This window comes from Streptomyces sp. NBC_01446 (assembly GCF_026340095.1).
Taxonomy (GTDB): domain Bacteria; phylum Actinomycetota; class Actinomycetes; order Streptomycetales; family Streptomycetaceae; genus Streptomyces; species Streptomyces aureus.
Genome location: NZ_JAPEPO010000001.1, coordinates 6,873,874 through 6,897,500, shown reverse-complemented (window position 1 = coordinate 6,897,500; position 23,627 = coordinate 6,873,874). Strand labels below are relative to the sequence as shown.

Annotated in this window: 17 protein-coding genes (1 of these 17 running past the window's edge); 9 read left to right on the top strand and 8 right to left on the bottom strand. The window is 71.2% G+C overall.

Features of this window, described 5'->3' with window-relative positions:
• Positions 1-1,330 carry the 3' portion of a phosphoenolpyruvate--protein phosphotransferase gene (gene ptsP, locus OG456_RS31005; protein WP_266569492.1) on the top strand. Its footprint begins 341 nt before the window's first position, so 1,330 of the gene's 1,671 nt are visible here — the last part of the coding sequence; the start codon falls outside the window, past its left edge; the stop codon is at positions 1,328-1,330.
• Between the two features lie 62 nt (positions 1,331-1,392).
• Here the strand turns inward: ptsP and OG456_RS31000 are convergent, their stop codons facing one another.
• Positions 1,393-2,295 (bottom strand): hypothetical protein, encoded by a 903-nt coding sequence (locus tag OG456_RS31000; RefSeq protein WP_266566757.1) that lies wholly within the window; start codon positions 2,293-2,295, stop codon positions 1,393-1,395.
• Between the two features lie 78 nt (positions 2,296-2,373).
• Positions 2,374-4,350 carry an acetoacetate--CoA ligase gene (locus OG456_RS30995; protein ID WP_266566755.1) on the bottom strand — a complete coding sequence of 659 codons (1,977 nt, stop codon included), beginning with the start codon at positions 4,348-4,350 and terminating at the stop codon, positions 2,374-2,376.
• 214 nt (positions 4,351-4,564) lie between these two features.
• Between OG456_RS30995 and OG456_RS30990 the strand changes: the two genes are divergently transcribed.
• Complete coding sequence (locus OG456_RS30990; protein ID WP_266566753.1) at positions 4,565-6,922, top strand: glycoside hydrolase family 31 protein; 2,358 nt, start codon at positions 4,565-4,567, stop codon at positions 6,920-6,922.
• Positions 6,923-6,958: 36 nt separating this feature from the next.
• On the opposite strand, the gene OG456_RS30985 is transcribed toward OG456_RS30990, so the two are convergent.
• On the bottom strand, positions 6,959-7,492 hold the full coding sequence (locus OG456_RS30985) for an NUDIX domain-containing protein (RefSeq protein ID WP_227293553.1): 534 nt from the start codon (positions 7,490-7,492) through the stop codon (positions 6,959-6,961).
• A gap of 72 nt (positions 7,493-7,564) precedes the next feature.
• Here OG456_RS30985 and OG456_RS30980 point away from each other — a divergent pair, with 72 nt between their 5' ends.
• The 6 genes from OG456_RS30980 (at position 7,565) to glpK (ending at position 14,587) form a co-directional block, all read left to right on the top strand.
• Positions 7,565-8,389 (top strand): M15 family metallopeptidase, encoded by an 825-nt coding sequence (locus OG456_RS30980; protein WP_266566750.1) that lies wholly within the window; start codon positions 7,565-7,567, stop codon positions 8,387-8,389.
• 59 nt (positions 8,390-8,448) lie between these two features.
• The gene (locus OG456_RS30975) at positions 8,449-8,895 is read left to right on the top strand and encodes a Zn-ribbon domain-containing OB-fold protein (RefSeq protein WP_266566748.1); all 447 of its coding nucleotides are present in this window, start codon (positions 8,449-8,451) and stop codon (positions 8,893-8,895) included.
• A complete protein-coding gene (locus OG456_RS30970; RefSeq protein WP_266566746.1) occupies positions 8,892-10,082 on the top strand; it encodes a lipid-transfer protein in 1,191 nt (396 codons plus the stop codon). The genes OG456_RS30975 and OG456_RS30970 overlap by 4 nt, the downstream gene beginning before the upstream one ends.
• Positions 10,083-10,189: 107 nt before the next feature.
• On the top strand, positions 10,190-11,878 hold the full coding sequence (locus OG456_RS30965) for a GGDEF domain-containing protein (protein WP_266566744.1): 1,689 nt from the start codon (positions 10,190-10,192) through the stop codon (positions 11,876-11,878).
• Between the two features lie 363 nt (positions 11,879-12,241).
• Positions 12,242-12,994, top strand: coding sequence for an MIP/aquaporin family protein (locus OG456_RS30960; protein WP_266566742.1), 753 nt, complete (start codon positions 12,242-12,244; stop codon positions 12,992-12,994).
• Between the two features lie 75 nt (positions 12,995-13,069).
• Positions 13,070-14,587, top strand: coding sequence for a glycerol kinase GlpK (gene glpK, locus OG456_RS30955; protein WP_266566740.1), 1,518 nt, complete (start codon positions 13,070-13,072; stop codon positions 14,585-14,587).
• Positions 14,588-14,716: 129 nt separating this feature from the next.
• On the opposite strand, the gene OG456_RS30950 is transcribed toward glpK, so the two are convergent.
• The 5 genes from OG456_RS30950 to OG456_RS30930 form a co-directional block, all read right to left on the bottom strand.
• Positions 14,717-15,322, bottom strand: a complete 606-nt coding sequence (locus OG456_RS30950; RefSeq protein WP_266566738.1) for an ATP/GTP-binding protein — start codon at positions 15,320-15,322, stop codon at positions 14,717-14,719.
• Positions 15,303-18,950, bottom strand: a complete 3,648-nt coding sequence (locus tag OG456_RS30945) for a hydantoinase B/oxoprolinase family protein (protein ID WP_266566736.1) — start codon at positions 18,948-18,950, stop codon at positions 15,303-15,305. Before OG456_RS30945 ends, OG456_RS30950 begins: the two co-directional genes overlap by 20 nt.
• 72 nt (positions 18,951-19,022) lie before the next feature.
• Positions 19,023-19,427, bottom strand: coding sequence for a DUF742 domain-containing protein (locus tag OG456_RS30940; RefSeq protein ID WP_266566735.1), 405 nt, complete (start codon positions 19,425-19,427; stop codon positions 19,023-19,025).
• A gap of 9 nt (positions 19,428-19,436) precedes the next feature.
• Positions 19,437-19,877, bottom strand: a complete 441-nt coding sequence (locus OG456_RS30935) for a roadblock/LC7 domain-containing protein (RefSeq protein ID WP_266566734.1) — start codon at positions 19,875-19,877, stop codon at positions 19,437-19,439.
• Positions 19,874-22,744, bottom strand: a complete 2,871-nt coding sequence (locus OG456_RS30930) for a nitrate- and nitrite sensing domain-containing protein (protein ID WP_266566732.1) — start codon at positions 22,742-22,744, stop codon at positions 19,874-19,876. The genes OG456_RS30935 and OG456_RS30930 overlap by 4 nt, the downstream gene beginning before the upstream one ends.
• Positions 22,745-23,158: 414 nt before the next feature.
• Here OG456_RS30930 and OG456_RS30925 point away from each other — a divergent pair, with 414 nt between their 5' ends.
• On the top strand, positions 23,159-23,596 hold the full coding sequence (locus tag OG456_RS30925) for a hypothetical protein (RefSeq protein WP_266569491.1): 438 nt from the start codon (positions 23,159-23,161) through the stop codon (positions 23,594-23,596).
• The last annotated feature ends 31 nt before the right edge of the window (positions 23,597-23,627 follow it).

Genomic DNA, 23,627 nt, shown 5'->3' with positions numbered 1-23,627 from the left:
CGGAGCCGGTGAGTACCTCGCGGGTCGCGTCGCCGACCTGGACGACGTGCGGAACCGGATCGTGGCGCGGCTGCTCGGGGTGCCTATGCCCGGTGTCCCGGACAGCGACAAGCCGTACGTGCTGATCGCGCGGGACCTGGCTCCCGCGGACACGGCGCTGCTCGACCCGACGCTCGTGCTCGGCTTCGTCACCGAGGAGGGCGGGCCGACCAGTCACAGCGCGATCCTGGCGCGGGCGCTCGGAGTGCCGGCCGTGGTCGCGCTGCCCGGCGCGGGTGAGCTCGCCGAGGGCACGGTGATCGCTGTCGACGGCAGCACCGGCGACATCTTCGTCGACCCGAGTCCGGAGAAGCGGGCCGAGCTGGAGGCCGCCTCCGCGGCGCGGAAGGCCGCGCTGGCCTCGTCGTCCGGTCCGGGTGCGACGTCCGACGGCCACAAGGTGCCACTGCTGGCGAACGTCGGCGGTCCGGCCGATGTGCCGGCCGCGGTCGAGGCCGGTGCCGAGGGTGTCGGTCTCTTCCGTACCGAGTTCCTCTTCCTTGACGACAGCAGCAGGGCTCCTTCCGAGGAGAAGCAGGTCGAGGCGTACCGGAAGGTTCTCGAGGCGTTCCCCGAGGGTCGCGTCGTGGTGCGCGTCCTCGACGCCGGTGCGGACAAGCCGCTGGACTTCCTGACGCCCGCCGACGAGCCGAACCCGGCTCTGGGTGTGCGTGGTCTGCGTTCCCTTCTCGAGCACCCCGAGGTGCTGCGTACACAGCTGACCGCGCTGGCCAAGGCTGCCGAGGGGCTGCCGGTCTACCTCGAGGTCATGGCGCCGATGGTCGCCGACCGTGCCGACGCGAAGGCTTTCGCGGACGCGTGCCGTGAGGCGGGTCTTGAGGCGAAGTTCGGTGCGATGGTCGAGATCCCGTCGGCCGCTCTGCGGGCGCGTTCGATCCTTCAGGAGGTCGAGTTCCTTTCGCTGGGGACCAATGACCTCGCGCAGTACACGTTCGCCGCTGACCGGCAGGTCGGTGCGGTGTCCCGGCTTCAGGACCCGTGGCAGCCCGCGCTCCTCGACCTGGTCGCGCTGTCCGCGGACGCGGCGAGGGCCGAGGGCAAGAGCTGCGGTGTCTGCGGTGAGGCCGCGTCCGACCCGCTGCTCGCGTGCGTCCTGACCGGTCTGGGCGTCACCTCCCTTTCCATGGGTGCGGCGTCGATTCCTTACGTGCGGACGGCGCTCGGCAAGTACACGCTGGCTCAGTGCGAGCGTGCGGCCTCGGCCGCGCGTGCCGCGGACTCCGCCGAGGAGGCCCGCAAGGCCGCTCAGGCGGTGCTGTCCGGCGAGTAGCCGGAAGCCGGTTCGATGTCGTGGGGCGCTTCACCTTCGTGGTGGAGCGCCCCACGGTCGTTTCAGTGGGTGTGCCGGCCCTCGGGGCCGGTGTCTCCGAGTTCGGGCGCCGCGCAGTAGTCGACGCCGGACTCGGGTGCGACGAGGTCGCCGGAGTGGGCATCGGTGCAATAGGCGTCGAAGACTTCCGCCGCGGTGAGGGGTAGCAGGCGTTCGTCGCGCAGGCGCCAGCCCTGGACGCGGTCGTTCCTGTCCGGGGCGGTGGTGCGCATGACCAGGCCGCCCGGGCTTGCGGTGGCGAGGCCGAGGGCCAGGACCGTGGTGAACTCGAGCGCCTCCTTCTCATCGAGTCGTGTGCTGTCCTCGGTGCAGCGGTCGACGTGGAGCACCGACAGCAGTGATTCGGCGTCTGTGGGGACGCTGCACACGAGGTGGTGGGCGCCGATGCCTGCCGTGTCGAGGACCCGCGTCAGGAGGAGGGAGGCGCGGGCGAAGGCGTCCCTTCCGACGTCCCGGCCGCAGGCGCCGCACACTCCGATCCGGGCGAGGACGGACGAGGCGTACTCCCAGGTGGCCTGTCGGACGGCTTCGTCGACCAGGTCGGGCAGGAGGTCGGCCAGGGGCTGACCTTCGTAGGGGACGGTGGCGCCCATGACAGCCAGTTCGGCGGTGAACCGGGTGCGGCTGGTGGGGGTGTCCGGTTCGAGCCCGCTCTCGGCGCAGAACTCCGCGTACTCCTCGGGGTCGAAGAGGGCGACGGTGGTGTGTCCGCCCTGGGCGGCGAGGGCCTGGAGGAGGCTCTCGACCTGCTGGAGGTACGTGCCGTGGTCGTCGAAGGCGAAGGTGCGGTAACTCCGCATCGCCGTGAAGTCGCGTTCGTCGGCGAGGAGGCCGATGATGCCCGCGACTTCACGGCGCAGGACGCGTCGCATGCCGGCGTGCTGGGTGTTCTGTGTGTGCGCCATGGTTCCCCCTGTGAACTGTAGGTCAATGCTCACTCACAGTAATCGTGGGCACTGACAACGGCGGGGAACCGGGTTCGGTCAGGGGCGGTTGCGGGCGATGTCCTCGTAGAAACGCAGGAGTTCGACGCTGTCGACCGAGCCGAGGTTGACGGCCTTTTCCAGGGGTGTGCCTTGGAGGAGGCGTTTGACGGGGACTTCGATGCGCTTGCCGGTGAGGGTGTGTGGGACGCCGGGGGCTTCGATGATGTCGTCGGGGATGTGGCGGGGGGAGAGGTTCGCGCGGATGGTCTGCTTGATGCGGGCGCGGAGGTCGTCGTCGAGTGCGGCGCCTGGTGCGAGGTGGACGAACAGGGGCATCCAGTAGCCGCCGTCGGGCTGTTCGAGGCCGATGACGAGGGACTCGCGGATCTCGGGGAGGCGTTCGACGGCCTCGTAGATGTCCGCCGATCCCATGCGGACGCCCTGGCGGTTCAGCGTGGAGTCCGAACGGCCGTGGATCACGACCGAGCCGCGGGAGGTGAGGGTGATCCAGTCGCCGTGCCGCCAGACGCCGGGGTAGGTGTCGAAGTAACTGTCGTGGTACCGGCTGCCGTCGGGGTCGTTCCAGAAGCGGATCGGCATCGAGGGCATGGGGTTGGTGACGACGAGTTCACCGACCTCGTCGATGAGCGGCTTGCCCTGCGGGTCCCAGGACTGGAGGTCCGTGCCGAGGCAGGGAGCCTGGAGTTCGCCGATGTGGACGGGCAGGGTCGGGACCGCTCCGGCGAAACAGGAGCAGACGTCCGTGCCGCCGCTGACGGAGGCGATCCAGAGGTCTTCGCGTACCTCGTCGTGCAGCCAGCGGAAGCCGTCGGGCGGGAGCGGCGAGCCGGTCGTGGCAACGCACTTGACGCGAGTGAGGTCGTGGTCGCGCGAGGGGTGGACGCCGGCCTTGCGGCAGGCCATGACGTAGGCGGCCGAGGTGCCGAAGAGGGTGGCTCCGGTGCGTTCGGCGACGGCCCATTGGGCGCCGGTGTCGGGGTAGCCGGGGCTGCCGTCGTAGACGACGATCGTGGTGCCCGTGAGGAGGCCGGAGGCGAGGAAGTTCCACATCATCCAGCCGGTGGACGTGTACCAGAAGAAGCGGTCACCGGGGCCGAGGTCGCAGTGCAGGCCGAGCTGTTTGAGGTGCTCGATCAGGATGCCGCCCTGGGACTGGACGATCGCCTTGGGGAGTCCGGTCGTGCCTGAGGAGTACAGGACCCACAGCGGGTGGTCGAAGGGGACGGCTTCGAAGACGGGCTCGGTGTCGGCGGAGGTGAGCTCCGACCACTCGAGGGCCCCTTCGGGGGCGGCCGTGCCGAGCAGCGGGATGTGGACGACCGCGCGGAGGGTGGGCAGTTCGGCGCGGAGTTCGCTGACCGTGTCGCGGCGGTCGTGCTCCTTGCCTCCGTAGCGGTAGCCGTCAACGGTGAACAGGACGGCGGGTTCGACCTGCTGGAAGCGGTCGAGGACGCTGCGGGCGCCGAAGTCCGGGGCGCAGGACGTCCAGACTCCGCCGACGGCCGCGGTCGCGAGGAGGGCGACGACGGCCTCGGGGATGTTCGGCAGGTAGCCGCTGACCCGGTCTCCCGGGCGTACGCCGATGGCCCGCAGTTCGGCGGCGAGCGAGCCGACCTGGCGGCGCAGTTCGGCCCAGGTCACGGGGCGGAGTTCGTGTGTCTCGTCCACGTGGAGGATGGCCGGGGTGTCCGCGCGCGCGGGATCGGTGGCCGTGCGCAGGGCGTGTTCGGCGTAGTTCAGGGAGGCGCCGGGGAACCATTCGGCTCCGGGCATGGCGCGGTCGCCGAGCACGCGCGTGTAGGGGGTGGTGAACCGGATGTCGAACCAGTCGGCGACGGCCTTCCAGAACGTGTCGAGTTCGGTCACCGACCAGCGGTGCAGTGCTTCGTAACCGCCGTCGGCGGGGGCTCCGTAGTGTTCGGACGCCCAAGCCTGGAAGCGCGTGATCTGCGCCTCGGCGATGAATTCCTCGTCGGGCTTCCAGAGCGGCGTCGGATTCGCGGCTGACGGCATGGGGCGGCTCCCGGATGTACGCGTGGTGTGCGTCGGTCCCGCGCACGGGCCGGTGTGTGCGCGTGACGCGGCTGACAGGGACGATGCCACGTGATCGACTTCCGCACCAGGTTGTGCCCCACATAGTCCGTGTCGTGAAGATGTGCTGCCACCACGGATGAACGGCAGTTGAACGACTCACCTTTGCGCGCCGCGCGATGACAGGGTGAGCAGCATGAACGGTCGTGACCTGGTACGCGCGGTGAGGGCGGTCGGCTTGGTGGGTGCGGTCCAGGGTTTGCGGGCGGTGCGGTCCTCGTGGCGCAGGAGGCGAGCCGATGCGGTGGGTCTGCGGCGCAGGGGGCCGGAGCGGGCGAGGGTGCCGGGTCCGGTGACCGGGGCCGAGCCGGCGCCCGGTGGTGGCGTCGTCCGGTTCACGCGGTCCGGGCTGCGGATCACGGTGACGGTGACGGGCGCGGTCTTCTGGGGCTGGGACGGGGCGGACCCGGAGCCGTCGTACGCGCTCGCGGGTTCCTGTCCGCAGCCGGATCCGCGGGCTGTCCTGGAGCCGGACAAGGACGGCGGCTGGCGCGTGGTGTCGGAGCGGGTGACCGTCGTCGTGTCGCGGCACGGCGCTGTCTCCGTGTGCACTCCGGGTGGTGTGGTGCTGCGGCGGGATCTGCCGCCGCGCTGGTGGGAGCCCGCGGACGGGGGCGAGGCGCGGTGGGTGCAGCGGTCCGAGGTGGCCGCCGACGCGCGGTTCTTCGGTCTGGGGGGCCGGGCGTCGGGGCCGCGGCTGCGGGACGGCACGTACCGCCTGTGGAACACGGATCCGGGCGGTTCGTTCGGGCCGGGGGACGATCCGCTGTACCTGACCATGCCGGTGCAGATGGTGGTCGCCGACGCGGGCACCCATCTGGTGTTCCACGACAACTCGTGGGACGGCACGGTGACGCTGTCCGAGGGCCAGGAGGGCGCTGGTTCCGGACACGACCGTGCGGGGACGTGCGAGGTCCGGATGGAGGGCGGTCCGCTGCGCTGCTGGGTCATGGTGGGTCCCCCCGCGCGCGTGCTGCAAGCGTGGGCGTCGCTGACCGGTGCTCCCGCGCTGCCGCCGGCCTGGGCACTCGGATATCAGCACTCGCGTTGGGGCTTCGGCGGGGAGCAGGCCGTGCGGCGGATCGTCGAGGGCTACCGGGAGCAGGGGCTTCCGCTCGACGTCGTCCATCTCGACATCGAACATCTCGACGCGTTTCAGGTGTTCACGGTCGACCGGGAGACCTATCCGGATCTTCCGCGGCTCGCCGAGGACCTGCGCGCGGACGGTGTGCGGCTGGTGTCGATCGTCGACCCGGCGGTCAAGGCGGAGGCGGGGAACGCCGTGTACGACGCGGGAGCGTCCGTGGACGCCTTCGTGAAGGACGCAGCGGGGAGGGCCGTGCGGGGCGTGGTGTGGCCGGGTGAGTCGGTGTATCCCGACTTCACCGACCGGGCGGTGCGCAAGTGGTGGGGCGGTCTGTACGAGGAGCGGCTCGCCCAGGGCTTCTCGGGGTTCTGGCACGACATGAACGAGCCGGTGTCCTTCGCCGCGTTCGGTGACCCGACGCTGCCCCGCTCGGCACGGCACTCCCTGGAGGGGCGGGGCGGCGACCATCGGGAGGCGCACAACGTGTACGGCCTGTGCATGGCGCGCGCCGGCTACGAGGGGCTGCGTGAACTGCAGCCCCAGGAGCGGCCGTTCCTGTTCTCGCGCTCGGGCTGGGCGGGAATGCAGCGCTACGGAGGGACCTGGTCGGGCGATGTTGTTTCGGGGTGGCCCGGGTTGCACGCTTCGTTGTCCCTGGTGCTGGGTCTCGGTCTGTGCGGTGTGCCGTACTCGGGGCCGGACGTGGGCGGGTTCGACGGGGATCCGTCTCCTGAGCTGTATCTGCGGTGGTTCCAGCTGGGTGCGTATCTGCCGCTGTTCCGTACGCATGCGGCGCTGCGTGCGGGGCGCCGGGAGCCGTGGGAGTTCGGTGACGAGGTGCTGGGGCACGCGCGCGCGGCGCTCGTCGAGCGCAGGCGGCTGCTGCCGTACTTCTTGACGCTGGCCCATCTCGCGCGGCGTACGGGTGCTCCGTATGTGCGGCCTGTGTGGTGGGGTGCTCCGGAGGACCGGGCGTTGCGGGACTGCGAGGACGCGTTCTTGTTGGGTGACTCCTTGTTGGTGGCTCCGGTCCTGGAGCCGGGTGCGGACCGGCGGGCGGTGCGGCTGCCGCGCGGGCGCTGGTACGACACGGAGAGCGGGCAGGCGCATGAGGGGCCCGGTCAGGTTCTGGTGGACGCGCCGCTGTCCCGTGTTCCTGTCTTCGCGCGTGCGGGTGCGGTGATTCCGGTCCGGGGCGACGACGGGGAGTTGTGCCTGGAGGTGTGGGCTCCGGCTCAGGGGCGTACGGGCGGCGGTGTTGTCGTGCCGGACGTCGGCGACGGCTGGGTGACGCCGGACGTCCAGCGCTACACCTCGCGGTGGAGCGGCGGCAGTGTGGTGGTGGAGCGGCAGGACGAGGGCGGGCCGGCCGAGCCCGCGTACCCGGTGCGGGTCCGCGGGCTCTGAACGTTCAAAGGCCTGGGTGGTTCATGCGGCCGGGTATCACACGTAGCGGCCCTCGAACCAGGCGCGGACGGCCAAGGTGTGGAGGGGGAAGGCGAGTTCGGTCGGGCGGCGCAGGAGGTGCCAGCCTTCCGTCTCGTCCGTGACGGCGGGCTCGGGCAGTTCGGCGGCCGGGCGTTCCGGGAGGAGGCCGAACAGGAGCAGGTGTCCGTCGGGTGAGCTCATCGCGTCGGCGAGACGTACGTCGCGGCTCGCCGCCTCGATGCCCGTTTCCTCCTTGAGCTCACGGACGACGGCGTCGCGCCAGTCCTCCCTGTGGTCGACGAACCCGCCGGGCAGGGCGACGCCCCCTCGCGCGGGGGCGATGGTCCGAGTGATCACGACGAGAGCGGAACCTCGGCTGTCATAGACGGCCTGGAGGGCGACCGCGACCGGCAGAGGGTTGCGGTAGCTCACGTCGGCGCAGGCCGGGCACGTGCGCGGCCATCCGGAGACGTCGGGTCCGTAGGCGGTTCCACAGCTCGAACAGTGGGAATCCGGAACGGGGTTGGTTATGTGGTGGGGTGCTGACACGCCGCGGACTGTATCCGATCGCGAAACGCGGCTCTTCCCTGGCCACCCTTGATCCTGATAGATGCAGGGTTCATGACACGAATCGCAACTGCCGTACGCAGACTCGCCGTCACCGCCGCCGCCGCGCTCCTGTGGACGGCCACCGCTCCCGGCGCCGCCCAGGCGAAGCCCGAGCCCAAGGCCCCCTCGCAGTTCGTGGCGCTGCGGGACGTCGACCCGACGATCATCCAGGAGATCCGCTACATCACTGCGCACAACTTCGTCGGGGCGCCCGTCGACGGCTACGAGAAGCCGATGTGCATCCTCACCGAGCCTGCCGCGAAGGCGCTCCACAAGGCGCAGGCCGGGCTCCTGAAGCGGGGCTACTCACTGAAGGTGTACGACTGCTACCGGCCGCAGCGGGCGGTCGACCACTTCGTGCGCTGGGCCAAGGACCTCGACGACCAGCGGATGAAGGCGGAGTTCTATCCGCAGGTCGACAAGACGCGGCTGTTCGCGGACGGTTACATCGCGGAGAAGTCCGGGCACAGCCGCGGCTCCACGCTCGATCTGACCGTCGTGAAGCTGCCGGCGCTGCCCACGCGCGCGTACGTGCCTGGTGAGCGGCTGGCACCCTGTTACGGGCCGAAGAAAGAACGCTTCCCCGACAACTCGGTGGACATGGGTACGGGCTTCGACTGTTTCGACACGCTCGCCCACACCGACGACCCACGGATCAAGGGGGCGCAGCGCGCGAACCGTGACCTCCTGCGAGACGCCTTGGCCGCGCAGGGGTTCGTGAACCTGCCCGAGGAGTGGTGGCACTTCACGTACAAGCCTGAGCTCTTCCCGGACACGTACTTCGACTTCCCCATCTCGCGGCGTTCCCTGAGTGGTCGGCCCATGGCACACTTCTGACGGTTCATCAGATCTGCTGGTGTTCTGGTGGCGTCGTCGGATCCAGCGCGGGAGGGGCCTTGTCGCGTACGCGCACACCTGTCGTGGCCGATTGGTTCACCGGGGAGGGAGAGGACTTCCGGCTGCTCGGCACGCGATGCTCGGCGTGCGCCTCGGTCTTCTTCCCCCGCGAGGACACCTTCTGCCGCAACCCCGGCTGCGCCGGAGGGGAGCTGCTCTCCGTGCCGCTCTCCCGGCGCGGCCGGGTCTGGTCGTACACGGACAGCCGGTACCGGCCCCCGGCACCGTACGTGTCCGATCCGGAACTTCCGTGGCAGCCCTACACGTTGATCGCTGTGGAGCTGGAGGCGGAGCGCCTGGTGGTGCTCGGGCAGGCGGTTCCCGGGGTCTCCGTGGCCGACCTGGACGTGGGCATGGAGGTGGAGGTCGTGCCCGGCGTGCTCGACGAGGACGGGGACACGACCTGGACGACATGGCACTGGCGGCCGACGGGGGTGGCGGCATGACGGACGACGTGGCGGTGCTCGGCGCGGGCATGCACCCCTGGGGCAAGTGGGGGCGCGGCTTCGTCGAGTACGGGACGGTGGCGGCGCGGGCGGCGCTCGCCGACGCGGGGGTCGACTGGCGCGACGTGGACTCCGTCGTGGGCGCGGACACGGTGCGGGGCGGGTACCCGGGCTATGTGGCGGGCGCGACGTTCGCGAAGGCGCTCGGCTGGCAGGGCGCGCGGGTCGCGAGCGTGTACGCGGCGTGCGCCTCGGGCGCCCAGGCGGTCAATGCGGCGCGTACGCAGATCCTCGCGGGGCTCGCCGACGTCGTGCTCGTGGTGGGCGCCGACGCCGCGCCCAAGGGGTTCTTCCGGCCCGCGGGCGGGGACCGGCACGACGATCCGGACTGGCTGCGGTTCCGGGTGCTCGGCGCGACCAACCCCGCGTACTTCGGTCTGTACGCGCGCCGGCGCATGGCCGTGCACGGGGACACGCTGGAGGACTTCGCGCAGGTCAAGGTGAAGAACGCGGCAGCGGGCGCGCTCAATCCGAACGCCCGGTACCGCAAGACGGTGACCGCCGAGGAGGTGGCCGCGTCGGCGGTCGTCGCCGATCCCCTGCGGCTCCTGGACATCTGCGCCACGTCCGACGGGGCGGCCGCACTCGTGCTGTGCGGCATGGACTTCGCGCGCAAGCACGGGGTGCGCAACCCGGTGCGGATCCGCGCGGTGTCGACGGTCACGCCGACGTATCCGAACACGGTGCTCGACCTCCCGGACATCGCCACCGACTCGGCCACGGTCGTCGAACCGGACGGCGTCACCTTCCGCGCCTCGATCGCGCGGGCGGCGTACGAGGAGGCCGGGATCGGCCCGGAAGACCTCTCCCTCGCCGAGGTGTACGACCTGTCGACCGCGCTGGAGCTCCAGTGGTACGAGGATCTGGGGCTGTGCGGCGAGGGCGAGGCTGCGAAGCTGCTGAGGGAGGGCGCGACAGCTCCCGGCGGGCGCATACCCGTGAACGCCAGTGGCGGACTCGCGTCCTTCGGAGAGGCGGTCCCCGCACAGGCCATCGCCCAGGTCTGCGAGCTGACGTGGCAGTTGCGCGGCGCAGCGGGCGCCCGGCAGGTGACGGACGCGCGCGTGGGGATCACGGCAAACCAGGGACTGTTCGGGCACGGCTCGTCCGTGGTCGCGGTACGCTGACCGGCGCGCTCCGAGGGATCCGCACGCTGCGTGTTCGGCCGAAAAGGGTGCGTGAACAGCTCGTGAACTGCGCCTGGGCGCGCGCCGGGGGGCGCCATTATGCTTCCGTGCCTTCCTGGACGGACGCTCTCCGTTTCGCCTTCCAGCCGGTCGTCAATCTGACGACCGGAGCCGTGGCGGCCCTGGAGATACTCGCCCGTCCGGAAGTCGGCGACGTGCTGGCGCAGGCCCGGCGCGACCCCGAACTCGACGGCCGTCTGGCCGCGTTGGCGGTGCGCTCGGCGGCGCAGCGGGAGACGCTGCTGCCGCTGCACGTCAATGTGTTCGCCGGGACGGTGGCGGATCTGGGTGGCCTCGCCGCGCTACGGGATGCCGTCCGGGACGTGGGGCGGCTGCCCTGGGAAGTGACGGTCGACATCGGTCCCCCGTTCACCCACGTGCCGCACCGGGCGCTCCTGGAGGGGGTCACGGCCCTGCGCGACGAGGGCTTCCGGGTCTGCGCGGACGGCGTCGGTGACGGCGACCTGCCGCTGCGGCTCCTGGTCGATCTGGCACCGGACCTCGTAAAGCTCGATTCCTCGCTGCTGTCGCGTCCCGCGTCGGTGAGTGCCATGCGGACGCTGTGCGAGGGGCTGGGCGCGCTGCTAGCCGTCGAGGGCGTGGAGACGGAGTTGCAGTGCGGCGCCGCGCGGGAGGCCGGGGCGCAGCTGGCACAGGGCGAGCTGTTCGCGCCGCCGTCGCGGCTGCCGGCGGCCGATGTGTACGTGCCGGCGCTCACGCCCCCGGTGGCGACGCCGCCGCCTTCGGGGCCGCCCGTGCGTCAGTTCGTGCGGCCCGCCGCGCTGCTGCCCGCTTCGGCCTCGGCAGGCAGGGTACGCGCGCTGCTCACCGGGTCGCCCGACGTGTCCGGCGTGCTCCTGGTGGACTCGGCGGGCGCACCGGTGCGTTCGGTGCAGCGGGACCGCTTCCTGTTGTCGCTCTCGGGCCGCTACGGGCACGCGCTCTACGCCGACCGGCCGGCCGCGCGCCACGGTGACCGGCCGCGCACGGTGGGCGTGGACGCCACCGCCTGGGAGGTCCTCGACGTACTCGCGGACGGCGAGCGCAGCCGTACGGCCGACGATGTCGCGGTCGTCGACAAGCGGGGGCGGTGCGTGGGCATCGTGCGACTCGCCGATCTCGTGCGCGCGCTGGCCGAGAGCCGCGTCGAGGAGGCGGCCGCGCTCAATCCGCTGACGCGGCTGCCCGGTTCGGACGCCATCACGGGCGAGGTGGACCGGCGGATCGCGCAGGGGCGCGGGTTCGCCCTGAGCTGGCTGGACATCGACGGGTTCAAGCAGGTCAACGACGGTGCGGGGTTCGCCGCTGGCGACGATCTGATCCGTGAGGTGGGCAGGTCCCTGGAACGGGCCGCGTCGGGCACGACCAGGGTGGGACACATCGGAGGCGACGACTTCCTGGTGCTTGGCGATCCGGACGGGCTCGATCCGCTGGCGTCCGCGGTGCTCGATGTGCCCTGGGCGGCGGGCGGACGGCCCGTCACGCTCTCGCTCGCCACGGTGCTGTGCGCGGCGGGAAGCGTCGCCGACCACCGGCAGGCGGCGGCGTCGCTGGCGCCGCTCAAGCAGGCCGCCAAGGCGCTGCCGGGGGCGAGTTGGGTCATCGGCCGCTCGGACACTCCGGGGCACGAGGTGCGGCGGGGTGTGCGTTCGGGGGCGGTCCCGGCAGCCGGGGCGCCGTGGACGGGGACCGGGCCACGCGCGGAAGCGGAATCGGGCCGCGCGGCCGCTGGATGACGCGGGCGCGGGCCGTGCGGGCGGGCGCCGCCAACCGTTCCGGTCCACGACCTTGACGCTCCATCACGGCCGGTGAACACTTCCGGGTGTCAGTCGGCATCGCCGCACGTCGTCCCACCGCCGCTCGGGGCCCCAGCCTGTCCGTCGGGCTCCTCCTGTCGCGTTCGGGCAGGTCAGGGCGTTTCTCCACCGGCGAAACGAGTGATCCGACTGAGCGGGAACGCCTGTCGCGGGCGTCGGGCGGGGCACGGGAGACCCTGCCGTCGGCCGTTGCAGCCAGAGCCGTCCGGAACCAGCCATGGAAAACGCACCCTGCACTGAGGACCGGGGCGTATCGCTCCGGGCGAGGGCCTAGGAGCCGCCATGAGCAATGGAGACATCTTCGTCGGTGAGGTCATCGGGACCGCGATCCTGATTCTGTTCGGCGCCGGCGTGTGCGCCGCGGTCACGCTCAAGCATTCCAAGGCGAGAGCCTCGGGATGGGTCGTCATCGCGTTCGGGTGGGGCTTCGGCGTGCTGGCCGGGGCGTACACCGCCGCGCCGCTGTCCGGGGGCCAGCTCAACCCGGCGGTGACGATCGGCATCGCCGTGGACACCGGCAAGTGGGACAAGGTCTGGGTCTATCTGCTCGGCCAGATGGTCGGCGCGATGCTGGGCGCCCTGCTGGCCTATCTCGTCTATCTGGCCCAGTTCAACGCCAACGTCACGTCAGGGTCCGGCGAGGACGGGGCGGACGACGACGGGCCCACTCCGACGCTCGGGATCTTCTCCACGATCCCTGAGATCAACAACCCCGTGGCCAACCTGATCACCGAGATCATCGCGACGATCGCCCTCGTGCTGCCCATCCTCGCGTTCGGGCTCACCAAGGGGCTCGGGGAGTCCGGAACGACGGCGCTCGTCGTGGCCTTCCTGGTCGTCGGGATCGGCCTCTCGCTCGGTGGGCCCACCGGGTACGCCATCAACCCTGCGCGCGACCTCGGTCCGCGCATCGTGCACTCGTTCCTGCCGATCCCCAACAAGGGCACGTCCGGCTGGGGTTACGCCATCATCCCGGTGGCCGGGCCGCTGATCGGCGGCGCGCTGTCGGGGCTCATCTACAACGCGGCGTTCTGACCGCGGCCGGGCCGCGCCACGCCGCTATCGCGTCCCCGCGCGCGGGGACCTCGGACGAAGACGAAGGGGAGTCACATGCCCGACAACGATGTGAAGTACGTAGCCGCCATCGACCAGGGCACCACGTCGAGCCGCTGCATCATCTTCAACCACGGCGGGGAGATCGTCGCCGTCGACCAGCGCGAGCACCGGCAGATCTTCCCGAAGCCCGGCTGGGTGGAGCACGACGCCACCGAGATCTGGTCCAAGGTGCAGGCCGTGCTCGCCGGCGCGCTCGCCAAGGCCGGGCTGCGCGCCGACGATCTGAGCGCCCTCGGCATCACCAACCAGCGGGAGACGACGGTCCTTTGGGACCGGGCCACGGGTCGCCCCGTGCACAACGCGATCGTGTGGCAGGACACCCGTACGTCGGCCCTGTGCAACGAACTGGGCGGGACGGACGGGCAGGACCGCTTCCGTGAGCAGACCGGTCTGCCGCTCGCGAGCTACTTCTCCGGACCCAAGGCGGCCTGGCTGCTCGACAACGTGCCGGGGCTGCGCGCCCGCGCCGAGCGGGGCGAGATCGCGTTCGGCACCATCGACTCCTGGCTCATCTGGAACCTGACCGGCGGCACGGACGGGGGCGTGCACGTCACCGACGTCACCAACGCCGGTCGCACCATGCTGATGAACCTGGAGACGCTCCAGTGGGACCAGGGGATCCTGTCGGCGATGAACGTGCCCGAGGCGGTGCTTCCGGAGATCAGGTCGTCGGCCGAGGTCTACGGGACGGCCGTCGGCCAGCTCGCCGGGGTGCCGGTCGCGTCCGCGCTCGGCGACCAGCAGGCCGCGATCTTCGGGCAGGCCTGCTACGACACGGGAACGGCCAAGAACACGTACGGCACAGGCAGTTTCCTGCTGCTCAACACCGGGAACCGGCCCGTCCCCTCGAAGCACGGACTGCTCACCACGATGGGGTACAAGATCGGCTCCGAGGCACCGGTGTACTGCCTCGAAGGGTCGATCGCGATCACCGGCGCCCTGGTGCAGTGGTTCCGCGACCAGCTCGGGATCATCCGCACGGCCGACGAGATCGAGACGCTCGCGGCGAGTGTGAGTGACAACGGCGGCGCCTACATCGTGCCGGCGTTCTCGGGTCTGTTCGCGCCGTACTGGCGCTCGGACGCGCGCGGTGTCGTCACGGGGCTGACACGGTACGTCACCAAGGCCCACCTGGCGCGGGCCGTCCTGGAGGCGACGAGCTGGCAGACGCGCGAGGTCGTCGACGCGATGTACCAGGACTCCGGAGTGCAGATCACGACACTGAAGGTCGACGGCGGCATGACCAAGAACAATCTGCTGATGCAGCATCAGGCAGACGTCCTCGGGGTGCCGGTGATCCGGCCGCGGGTGTCGGAGACGACGTGCCTGGGCGCCGCGTACGCGGCCGGGCTCGCTACGGGAGTGTGGAACGACCGGGACGAGCTCAAGGCGCACTGGCAGCGCGACGCGGAGTGGACGCCGGCCATGGACGGCGCGACGCGTGAGCGCGAGTACCGCAACTGGCGCAAGGCCGTGGAGCAGAGCTTCGGCTGGCACGACGACGAGGCGTGACGGTCGGCGCGCGCCTCTGGTGACTGGCGCGTGGTCCTGTTGAGGGCCACGCGCGCGTGGACGACGGTCCGCACCCCGGTCGGCGAGGGTGCGGGCCGTTCCCATGTCCTCCGTCATTGTGCGGGTGGTTCAGGTGGTGGCCGGCTGGCGGCGGCGCGCGCCCACGGCCATCGCGTGCTCGACGACGCCGATGAGGACCTCCTTGACGGTCTCCTTCTCGCGCGCGTCGCACAGCAGGACAGGCGCGTCGGAGTCGAGGTCGAGGGCTTGGCGTACAGCGTCGGCCGGGTAACGGGCCGACCCGTCGAAGCAGTTGACGCCCACGACGAACGGTATGGAGCGCCGCTCGAAGTAGTCGACGGCGGCGAAGCAGTCCTCCAGGCGGCGGGTGTCGGCGAGGACGACGGCACCCAGAGCGCCGGTCGCCAGCTCGTCCCACAGGAACCAGAAACGGTCCTGCCCGGGGGTGCCGAAGAGGTAGAGCACCAGGTCCTCGCGGAGCGTGATCCGGCCGAAGTCCATGGCGACCGTGGTGGTGTGCTTGCCCTCGACGCCCCGGGTGTCGTCGAGCGGGCGGCCCGCCTCGCTGAGCAGCTCCTCGGTGCGCAGGGGCTTGATCTCGCTGACCGCGCCGACGAGCGTCGTCTTGCCCACGCCGAATCCGCCGGCCACGAGGATCTTGAGCGTGACGGGCTCCACTGGGGGCTTGCCGCGCTCAGAACGCCCGAAGATCATGGCTGTCTTCTCCTGCCTCACTGCTGTCGCTGTGGTCGTTCCCGGCGGGCGGCGGCGGACCGTATCCGCCGCCTCCGGGGGTTTCGATGACGAGTACGTCGCCGGGGAGCACGTCCGCCGAGTCGCTGCCGGCGAGCCGGTCGACCGTGCCGTCGGGGTGCTCCACGGAGTTGGCGCCCAGGGCCCCCGGCGCGCCGCCCGCCATGCCGTACGGCGGGACCCTGCGGTGCTGCGAGAGGGTGGACACGGTCATGGGTTCGAGGAAGCGGAGGCGGCGTACGGCGCCGTCGCCGCCGCGCCACCGGCCGGGGCCCCCGCTGCCTCGCCGCACGGCGAACTCCTCGAGCAGGACGGGCAGTCGCCACTCGAGGACCTCGGGGTCGGTGAGCCGCGAGTTGGTCATGTGGGTCTGTACGACGGGCGCTCCGTCGAAGCCGTCGCCGGCTCCGGAGCCCGAGGCCACGGTCTCGTAGTACTGGTGGCTCTCGTTGCCGAAGGTCACGTTGTTCATCGTCCCGGAGCCCTCGGCCTGGACGCCCAGGGCCGCGTAGAGGGCGCCGGTGATGGCCTGGGAGGTCTCCACGTTGCCGGCGACGACGGCGGCGGGCGGCTCGGGGGCGAGGAACGAGCCGGGCGGGACGACGATGCGCAAGGGGCGCAGGCAGCCGTCGTTGAGGGGGATGTCGTCGTCCACGAGGGTCCGGAAGACGTACAGGACGGCCGCGTTGACGACGGCGAAGGGGGCGTTGAAGTTGGTGGCGAGCTGCGGTGACGTGCCGCTGAAATCGACGGTCGCGCTGCGCTGCTCGCGGTCCACGGTGACCCGGACTCGGATCATGGCGCCCGAGTCGGTCTCATAGGCGAACTCGCCGTCCTGCAGTGCGTCGACAACGCGGCGCACAGCTTCCTCCGCGTTGTCCTGCACGTGCTTCATGTACGCCTGGACGACGTCGAGCCCGAAGTGGTCGATCATGCGGGCGACTTCGTCGACGCCCTTCTGGTTGGCGGCGATCTGGGCGCGCAGGTCGGCGAGGTTGGTGCGCGGGTTGCGCGACGGATACGGGCCGCCGGTGAGCAGGCCCAGGGTCTCCGTCTCACGGAAGCGGCCCCCTTCGACGAGCAGCCAGTTGTCGAAGAGGATGCCTTCCTCTTCGATGGTGCGGCTGCCCGCGGGCATGGAGCCGGGGGCGATGCCGCCGATCTCCGCGTGGTGGCCGCGCGAGGCGACGTAGAACAGGATCCGCTCACCCTCCGTGTCGAAGACCGGGGTGACGACGGTGACGTCGGGGAGGTGGGTGCCCCCGTGGTAGGGGTCGTTGACCGCGTATGTGTCCCCCGGCTGCATGCGCGTGCCGCGCCGGCGGATGACCTCCTTGACGCTGGTGCCCATGGATCCCAGGTGGACGGGGATGTGGGGGGCGTTCGCGACGAGGCTGCCGTCAGGGTCGAAGAGCGCGCAGGAGAAGTCGAGGCGCTCCTTGATGTTGACCGACTGGGAGGTGGACTCCAGTCGGGCGCCCATCTGTTCGGCGATCGACATGAAGAGGTTGTTGAAGACTTCGAGGAGTACGGGGTCGGCTGCCGTGCCGATGTCGGAACTCTCCGTGACCGCCGCCCGTTCCATGGTCAGGTGGCCGTCGTCCGTCACGGCCGCTCGCCAGCCGTCGTCCACGACCGTCGTGGAGCCGGACTCGGCGATGATCGCGGGTCCGGTGACGCTTTCGCCGGGCGGCAGTTGGTCGCGTCGGTGCAGGGGCACGTCGCGCCAGGTGCCGCCGGTGTGGAGGCTGACGGTTTCCGGGGCGGCGGGCGGGGCCGAGCGGGGTGCGAGGGCGGACAGGTCGGGGGGTGCGGTGAGGCCGGTAGCTTCGACGGAGAGTGCTTCGACGACGAGAGGGCGGTCGAGGGTGAAGGAGTAGGTGGCGCGATGGCGTTCTTCGAAGGCGGCGCGCATCGTGTCGGGCTCCGTGAGTTCCACGGTGAGCGTGGTGTCGGTGCCGTCGTAGCGCAGTTGGGCCCGGCGGGCGACACGGATACGGTCCTCGGGCACATCCTCGGCGAGGAGTTCGGCGCGGGCCGCGCCCTCCAGGTCGTCGGCGGTCTTGTGGACGTGCGGCATGGCGGACGGTTCGAGCGGTGCCTCGACGGACTGCTCACGCATGGCGGTCGTGTCGGCGAGACCGATGCCGAGCGCGGACAGGACTCCGGCCATGGGCGGTACGAGGACGGTGCGGATGCCGAGCGAGTCGGCGACGCGGCACGCGTGCTGGCCGCCCGCCCCGCCAAAGGTGGTGAGGGCGTAGCGGGTGACGTCGTGGCCCTTCTGGACGGAGATCCGCTTCACGGCGTTCGCGATGTTGGCGACGGCGATCTGCAGATAGCCCTCCGCGACCTGTTCCGGAGTGCGGTCGTCGCCGGTGCGGTCGCGGATGTCGCGGGCCAGCGCGGCGAAACGGTCCCGTACGAGGGTGTGGTCCAGGGGCTGGTCCCCGTCGGGGCCGAACACTGCGGGGAAATGGGCGGGTTGGATCCGCCCGAGGGCCACGTTCGCGTCGGTGACGGTGAGCGGGCCGCCGCCTCGGTAGCAGGCGGGTCCCGGGTCGGCGCCCGCGGAGTCGGGGCCCACGCGGTAGCGGCTGCCGTCGAAGTGAAGGACGGACCCCCCGCCGGCCGCGACGGTGTGGATGTCGAGCATGGGGGCGCGCAGGCGCACGCCGGCGATCTGCGTGGTGAAGACGCGCTCGTACTCCCCCGCGTAGTGCGACACGTCCGTGGACGTGCCGCCCATGTCGAAGCCGATGACCCGGTCGAAGCCGGCGAGGCGGGAGACCCGGGCCATGCCGACGATGCCGCCGGCGGGTCCGGACAGGATGGCGTCCTTCCCGCGGAACTGTCCGGCCTCGGTGAGCCCGCCGTTGGACTGCATGAACATCAGGCGTACGCCCGCGAGTTGATCCGCCACCTGCTGGACGTAGCGGCGAAGGACCGGCGACAGGTAGGCGTCGACGACCGTCGTGTCGCCGCGCGGGACGAGCTTCATCAGGGGGCTGACCTCGCTGGAGAGCGAGATCTGCGGGAAGCCGATCCGGGCCGCGAGGGCGCCGATCCGCCGCTCGTGGTCGGGGTACAGATGGCTGTGCATGCAGACGACGGCGAGGGCCCTGATCCCGTCGTCGTACGCCTGGCGCAGCGACACTTCGAGTGCGTCCGTGTCGAGGGGGGTGAGGACGGCGCCGTGGGCGTCGACGCGCTCGTCGGCTTCGATGACCCGTTCGTGGAGCAGTTCGGGCAGTTCGATGCGGCGCGCGAAGATGCGAGGCCTGTTCTGGTACGCGATGGGCAAGGCGTCGCGAAAGCCCCGGGTGACCACGAGGGCGGTGCGTTCGCCCTTGCGTTCCAGGAGGGCGTTGGTGGCGACGGTGGTGCCCATGCGGACGGAGTCGACGCTGGTGTGCCCCGGCTCGCCCTCGTCGTCGAGGAGTTCGCGGATCGCGGCGACGGCGGGGTCGCGGTAGCGGGCGGGGTTGTCGGAAAGGAGCTTGTGGGTGAGCAGGCGTCCGTCGGGGTGCCGCGCGACGACATCGGTGAACGTGCCGCCACGGTCGATCCAGAACTGCCAGCCTGTCACGTGCGTCTCCGTTGTTCGCCCCGCTGCTCGCCTGGTCCCCACCCCCGTGTGTGGCCTCGGTGTACGCGTGGGTCAGAGCGCCCTGAGACCGTTGATCACGTCGCGCAGAATACTCTCGTCCGGGAGCTCGGCAGGGGGTACGGGCCGCGTCACATGGACCAGTTCCTCGTCGACGAGATCGCCGATGAGGACACGTACGACGCCGATCGGAAGGTCGAGTTCCGCGGCGAGTTCCGCCACCGACTGAGGGCTGTCGCGGCACAGCCCGACGATGTCCACGTGCTCCGGGGACAGCGTCTGGTCGGCGGCGGGGTCGCCGGTGCGGTGTTCCGCGACGACGACCGCGATCAGGTCGAGACGATGCTGGGCCGCGCTGGTGGTGCGGCCACGTGTCATGGCGTACGGGCGGACCACCGGTCCGGCGTCGTCGTCGAACCAGTGGTGCGTCTCCTGTGTCCCCTCCCCGTCAGGGCTCATACCGGCCCACTACCCGCCGGCGGACAGATCGGTGCGCGGCGCGGTCCCGAGATGCACGCCGACCCGCTTGACCAGCAAGGTCATCTCGTACGCGACGAGGCCGACGTCGGAGTCCGCGTCCGACAGGACGGCGAGGCAGCTGCCGTCGCCGGCGGCCGTGACGAAGAGGAAGGCGTCGTCCAGCTCCACGACGGTCTGGCGGACGCTGCCCGCCTCGAAGTGCCGGCCGACCCCCTTGGCCAGGCTGTGGAAGCCGGAGGCGACGGCGGCGAGGTGCTCGCTGTCCTCCCGGGTGAGGTCCTGGGAGACCCCGGTCGGGAGGCCGTCCCCGGACAGCACGAGCGCCTTGCGGATACTGGCGACGCGCTCCACCAGGTCGTCCAGGAGCCAGTTCAGCTCCCCGGAACCGCCGTTCGCGGTGGTGTGTGCGGCGGCCTTCGGTGCGGTCATCGACCGTCCCCCTCAGATGTCGTTCCCTGTGCTGTGCCGTCGGAGGCGTCGTCGCCTGCGGCGTTCTCCTCGCGGCCGCGGCGCCAGCCTCGCTGGAGCGAGGCCATCCTGTTGCGGACCTCGTCGGCGTCGCGCTCGGCGGGGCTGTCCGAGTGGTTGGGCCCCTCCCGGTCTGCGACGCGGTCGGCGCGCAGGTCGGGTCCTTCCTTGAGCTGCGGGGCGAGATTGGCCTGCCGTACACGGCGGGGCAGACCACTCGGCGCGCTCGGCGCGGGGGCGTCGGCGGCCGGTTCCAACGCGGGGTCGCGCACCGGATCCGGGCGACGTGCGGGGGTCACGTCCTCCGGGGCCTCGGCACGGGCGCGCCTGCGCGGCAGGTCCGGCACGGACGCCGACGTGAGGCGGCGCTCGCGGGGTCCCTCCGGGGCTTCCGGACGGTACGTGTCCCGGGGGGTGTCCGGGGTCGGGGCCGTGGGCTCGGGCGGGACGCCGCCCGGGGTCTCGGGCTGCGCGTCTGCGCGGCGGTTGTCCGGTTCCGACTCTCCGGGCCTCGTGTGTGTGACGGGCCTGCCGTGCGAGCTGACGAGCTTGGGCGCCCTGCGGCGCGGCAGCGGCACGGGCGCTTCATCGGCGTCGGGGCCCGCGGGTCCACCGGCGCGACGCGTCGGATCGGGCCGGTTCTCGAACTCGTCGCGCGCGTGCTGGTGCTGCTCTCCGGGGAGCCCGGCGGGGCGGCGGCGCGGCCGGAAGAGCCCGCCTCGTTCGCTGTCCTCGTCGTCGAGAGCGCCGGGGAAGGGCGCGAGGTCCGACGCCGCCAGAGGCGCCTCCAGCTCCACGGGCCCGTCCAGGAGAGAGGCGGGGAGGCCCGGGAGCGGGCTGCCCGCCGTGGAGAGCTTCGGGGAGCGCACGCCGGGGCCCTCGCCGCGCCGGGGACTGTTCGGACGGTCGAGACGGAAGCCGGCGCCCTCGGTGTCGGGGGCGTCGGTGAGCAGGGTGTCCGGGATGAAGACGACCGCGGTCGTGCCGCCGTACGGGGACGGCTGGAGCGAGACGCGGACGTTCTGGCGCTGGGCGAGCCGGCTGACCACGAAGAGGCCGAGCCGGTCGGTGTCGGAGAGTTCGAACTCGGGCGTCTCGGCGAGCCGCAGATTGGCGTCGAGGAGCGCGTCGGCCGCCATGCCGAGGCCCCTGTCGTGGATCTCCAGGGTGAAGCCGTTCGCGACACGCTCGCCGATGACGTGCACGGCGGTGTGCGGCGGCGAGAACACCGTGGCGTTCTCCAGGAGTTCGGCCACGAGGTGGGTGAGGTCGGCGACGGCGGGGCCGGTGACCGCGATGCGCGGCAGGCGCCGGACCTCGATGCGCTCGTAGTCCTCCACCTCGGCGACGGAGGCCCGGACGATGTCCATGAGCTGGACGGGCCTGCGCCACTGCCGGGAGGGGGCGGCCCCGGAGAGGATCACCAGGCCCTCCGCGTGACGCCGCATACGCGTGGTCAGGTGATCGAGGCGGAACAGGTCGGCGAGTTCGTCGGTGTCCTCGGTCCTGCGCTCCATCGTGTCGAGCAGGGTGAGCTGCTTGTGGAGGAGCACCTGGCTGCGCCGGGCGAGGTTGACGAAGACCTCGGAGACGCCGTGGCGCAGTTCGGCCTGTTTCACGGCCGCCTCCACGGCCGAGCGCTGAAGGGTGTTGAGCGCCTGACCGACCTGCCCGATCTCGTTCTTGTCGTACTCCAGGCGGGGGGCCTCGGTCTCCACATCGACGCGTTCGCCGGCCGCGAGGCGGCGCATCACGCTGGGCAGCCGGACACCGGAGGCCTCGTGGGCCTCCAGGCGCAGCCGCCGCAGGTCGCGGACGAGGCCGCGGCCGATGCGTACGGACAGGAACAGCGAGAGGAGCACCGCGAGCAGGCCGAGCACACCGGCGGCTCCGGCCTGCAGGAAGACATTGATCGCGACGGGGCGCGCCCGGTCCTGATAGCGCTCCGTGGCGGCGGTGTCGCGCTTGACCAGCTCGTCGAGCACCTGGCCCGAAGCATCGTTCCAGGCGCGTGCGGTGACGCCCCTGGGGGTGCCGGCCGTGGAGTCGGCGAGTGTGTTCTCCGCCGTGCGCAGGGTCGCCGTGTCGGCGCTTTTCCAGTAGCGCTCGAACTCGGCGCGGTCGTCGTCGGGGAGCAGCGCGAGGCTGGTGTCGTACAGAATGCCGCGCTGGGCGACGAGGTCGGACACCTGACGCAGTTCCTTGTGCGTGATCCTGCGGGCGACGAGCGCCGAGCCGACCAACGCGTCCTCGCGGGACAGCAGTTCACGCGCGCGCAGCACGCCGATGACGGCGCGGCCCTGGCGGTCCATCGTCGAGTTGTCGAAGGAGCTGAGCGTGAGCAGGAAGTCGTACGTCGGGTCGATGAGGCGGTTGTAGAAGTCGAGGGCCTGCTCGCGGGTGACGGTTCCTTCGTCGACGTTGCGGCGCAGGGACTCGATGCCGTCGAATCCCTCGACGACGGTGGAGATGCGGCGCCGGGAGTCGTCGCTCATGTCGTCGCGGATCCCGGAGTTCTCGGCCTTCGCCTTGATCTGGGCCATCGCCTCGTCGGAGGCGCTGCGGCGGCTGCGCAGCTTGGAGAGGGCGTCCGAGGCCCGGGGATCGGCCAGATAGACAAGGGTCTGGCGGCGCTCTTCCTGAAGGGTCCGGCCGGCGTCGGCGATCGGGTAGCCGATCTCGTCCGCGACCCTCCCCGACGACAGCAGTTGCGTCGCGGCGCGGCCCGTGATCACCGTGGAGAAAGCCCAGATGGCGGTCAGGGATACCAGCGGCACCAGGAGCAACGCCACGATCTTCCGGCGGATGGACTTCCCGCGAAAGCGCATGGCCTCCCCCAGATCGACCCCTGCGGTCAGGGGTACACATGTGCGGCAACAAACGGCGCGAGCCTACTACTGACGCAGGAGCAACTCGAAGGGCTGTCCGGATGCTGTCCGGTGGCAGGTGGAGTGGGACGTCAGCATGTGTCCGGGCATTGCGGGAGATTGCATCCCGCAAAGTGACGCTCGGAATCCGGCATCATCCGGCCTGGCGCGGGCGGCAGTTGGCCGGAATCGATCGATCTTCGGCGGGGCGGAAGTGACCGCCGCAATCCGGGGGAATCTTTCGACGCCGCCGTACGTCCTTCCTTACGGGTCATACGTGATGAGGCCCGCACGGGGTGAGCGGGCAGCGTAAAGCGGCGCAATCCGGGCAGCCATTGAAGAGCCCCGGTGCGGGAGCACTCAGGGCGGCGGGCTGTGACGGCGGTGGGGAGTGACGAACTGATGGGCACGGCAGAGCGGCGCGGGGAGTTGTGGGTCGAGGAGCCGGCGGGCCGGCGTCGGCTGCCTGATCCGGTGCGGACGGCGGCGGTACGGGCGGTGCTCATCGTCGCGCTGACCCTGATACAGGCGGTGATCGCGTTCCTGTGCACATTCGCCGACTCATGGCTGGCGTTCCCGATGGTGCTGAGCAGCGTGGGGAGCACGGTCGTGGCGACCTGGGGCGTGCTGGACGTCTGGGTGACCCGACAGGTGTGGAACCAGCGCAACGGCGTGGTGTCCGCGCCCAACAGCACGGCACGGCAGTTGCGCAGGGAGCGTCGCCAGGCCCGCCGGCAGGCACGCGCGCAGGGCCGTCCGGCCCCGGAACGCATACGGAGGCGTGGCAGGGCCGGACAGTTGACGCATACGTAGGTGCGTATAGATGGCGCGTCAGCAGTCAGGT

Bases quoted from the DNA above. Each gene is read 5' to 3' on its own strand.
- OG456_RS30935 (WP_266566734.1), bottom strand. From the start codon at position 19,877: ATGACCGCACCGAAGGCCGCCGCACACACCACCGCGAACGGCGGTTCC.
- OG456_RS31000 (WP_266566757.1), bottom strand. From the start codon at position 2,295: ATGGCGCACACACAGAACACCCAGCACGCCGGCATGCGACGCGTCCTG.
- OG456_RS30960 (WP_266566742.1), top strand. From the start codon at position 12,242: ATGAGCAATGGAGACATCTTCGTCGGTGAGGTCATCGGGACCGCGATC.
- glpK (WP_266566740.1), top strand. From the start codon at position 13,070: ATGCCCGACAACGATGTGAAGTACGTAGCCGCCATCGACCAGGGCACC.
- OG456_RS30930 (WP_266566732.1), bottom strand. From the start codon at position 22,744: ATGCGCTTTCGCGGGAAGTCCATCCGCCGGAAGATCGTGGCGTTGCTC.
- OG456_RS30970 (WP_266566746.1), top strand. From the start codon at position 8,892: ATGACGGACGACGTGGCGGTGCTCGGCGCGGGCATGCACCCCTGGGGC.
- OG456_RS30940 (WP_266566735.1), bottom strand. From the start codon at position 19,427: ATGAGCCCTGACGGGGAGGGGACACAGGAGACGCACCACTGGTTCGAC.
- OG456_RS30995 (WP_266566755.1), bottom strand. From the start codon at position 4,350: ATGCCGTCAGCCGCGAATCCGACGCCGCTCTGGAAGCCCGACGAGGAA.
- OG456_RS30990 (WP_266566753.1), top strand. From the start codon at position 4,565: ATGAACGGTCGTGACCTGGTACGCGCGGTGAGGGCGGTCGGCTTGGTG.
- OG456_RS30950 (WP_266566738.1), bottom strand. From the start codon at position 15,322: ATGATCTTCGGGCGTTCTGAGCGCGGCAAGCCCCCAGTGGAGCCCGTC.
- OG456_RS30980 (WP_266566750.1), top strand. From the start codon at position 7,565: ATGACACGAATCGCAACTGCCGTACGCAGACTCGCCGTCACCGCCGCC.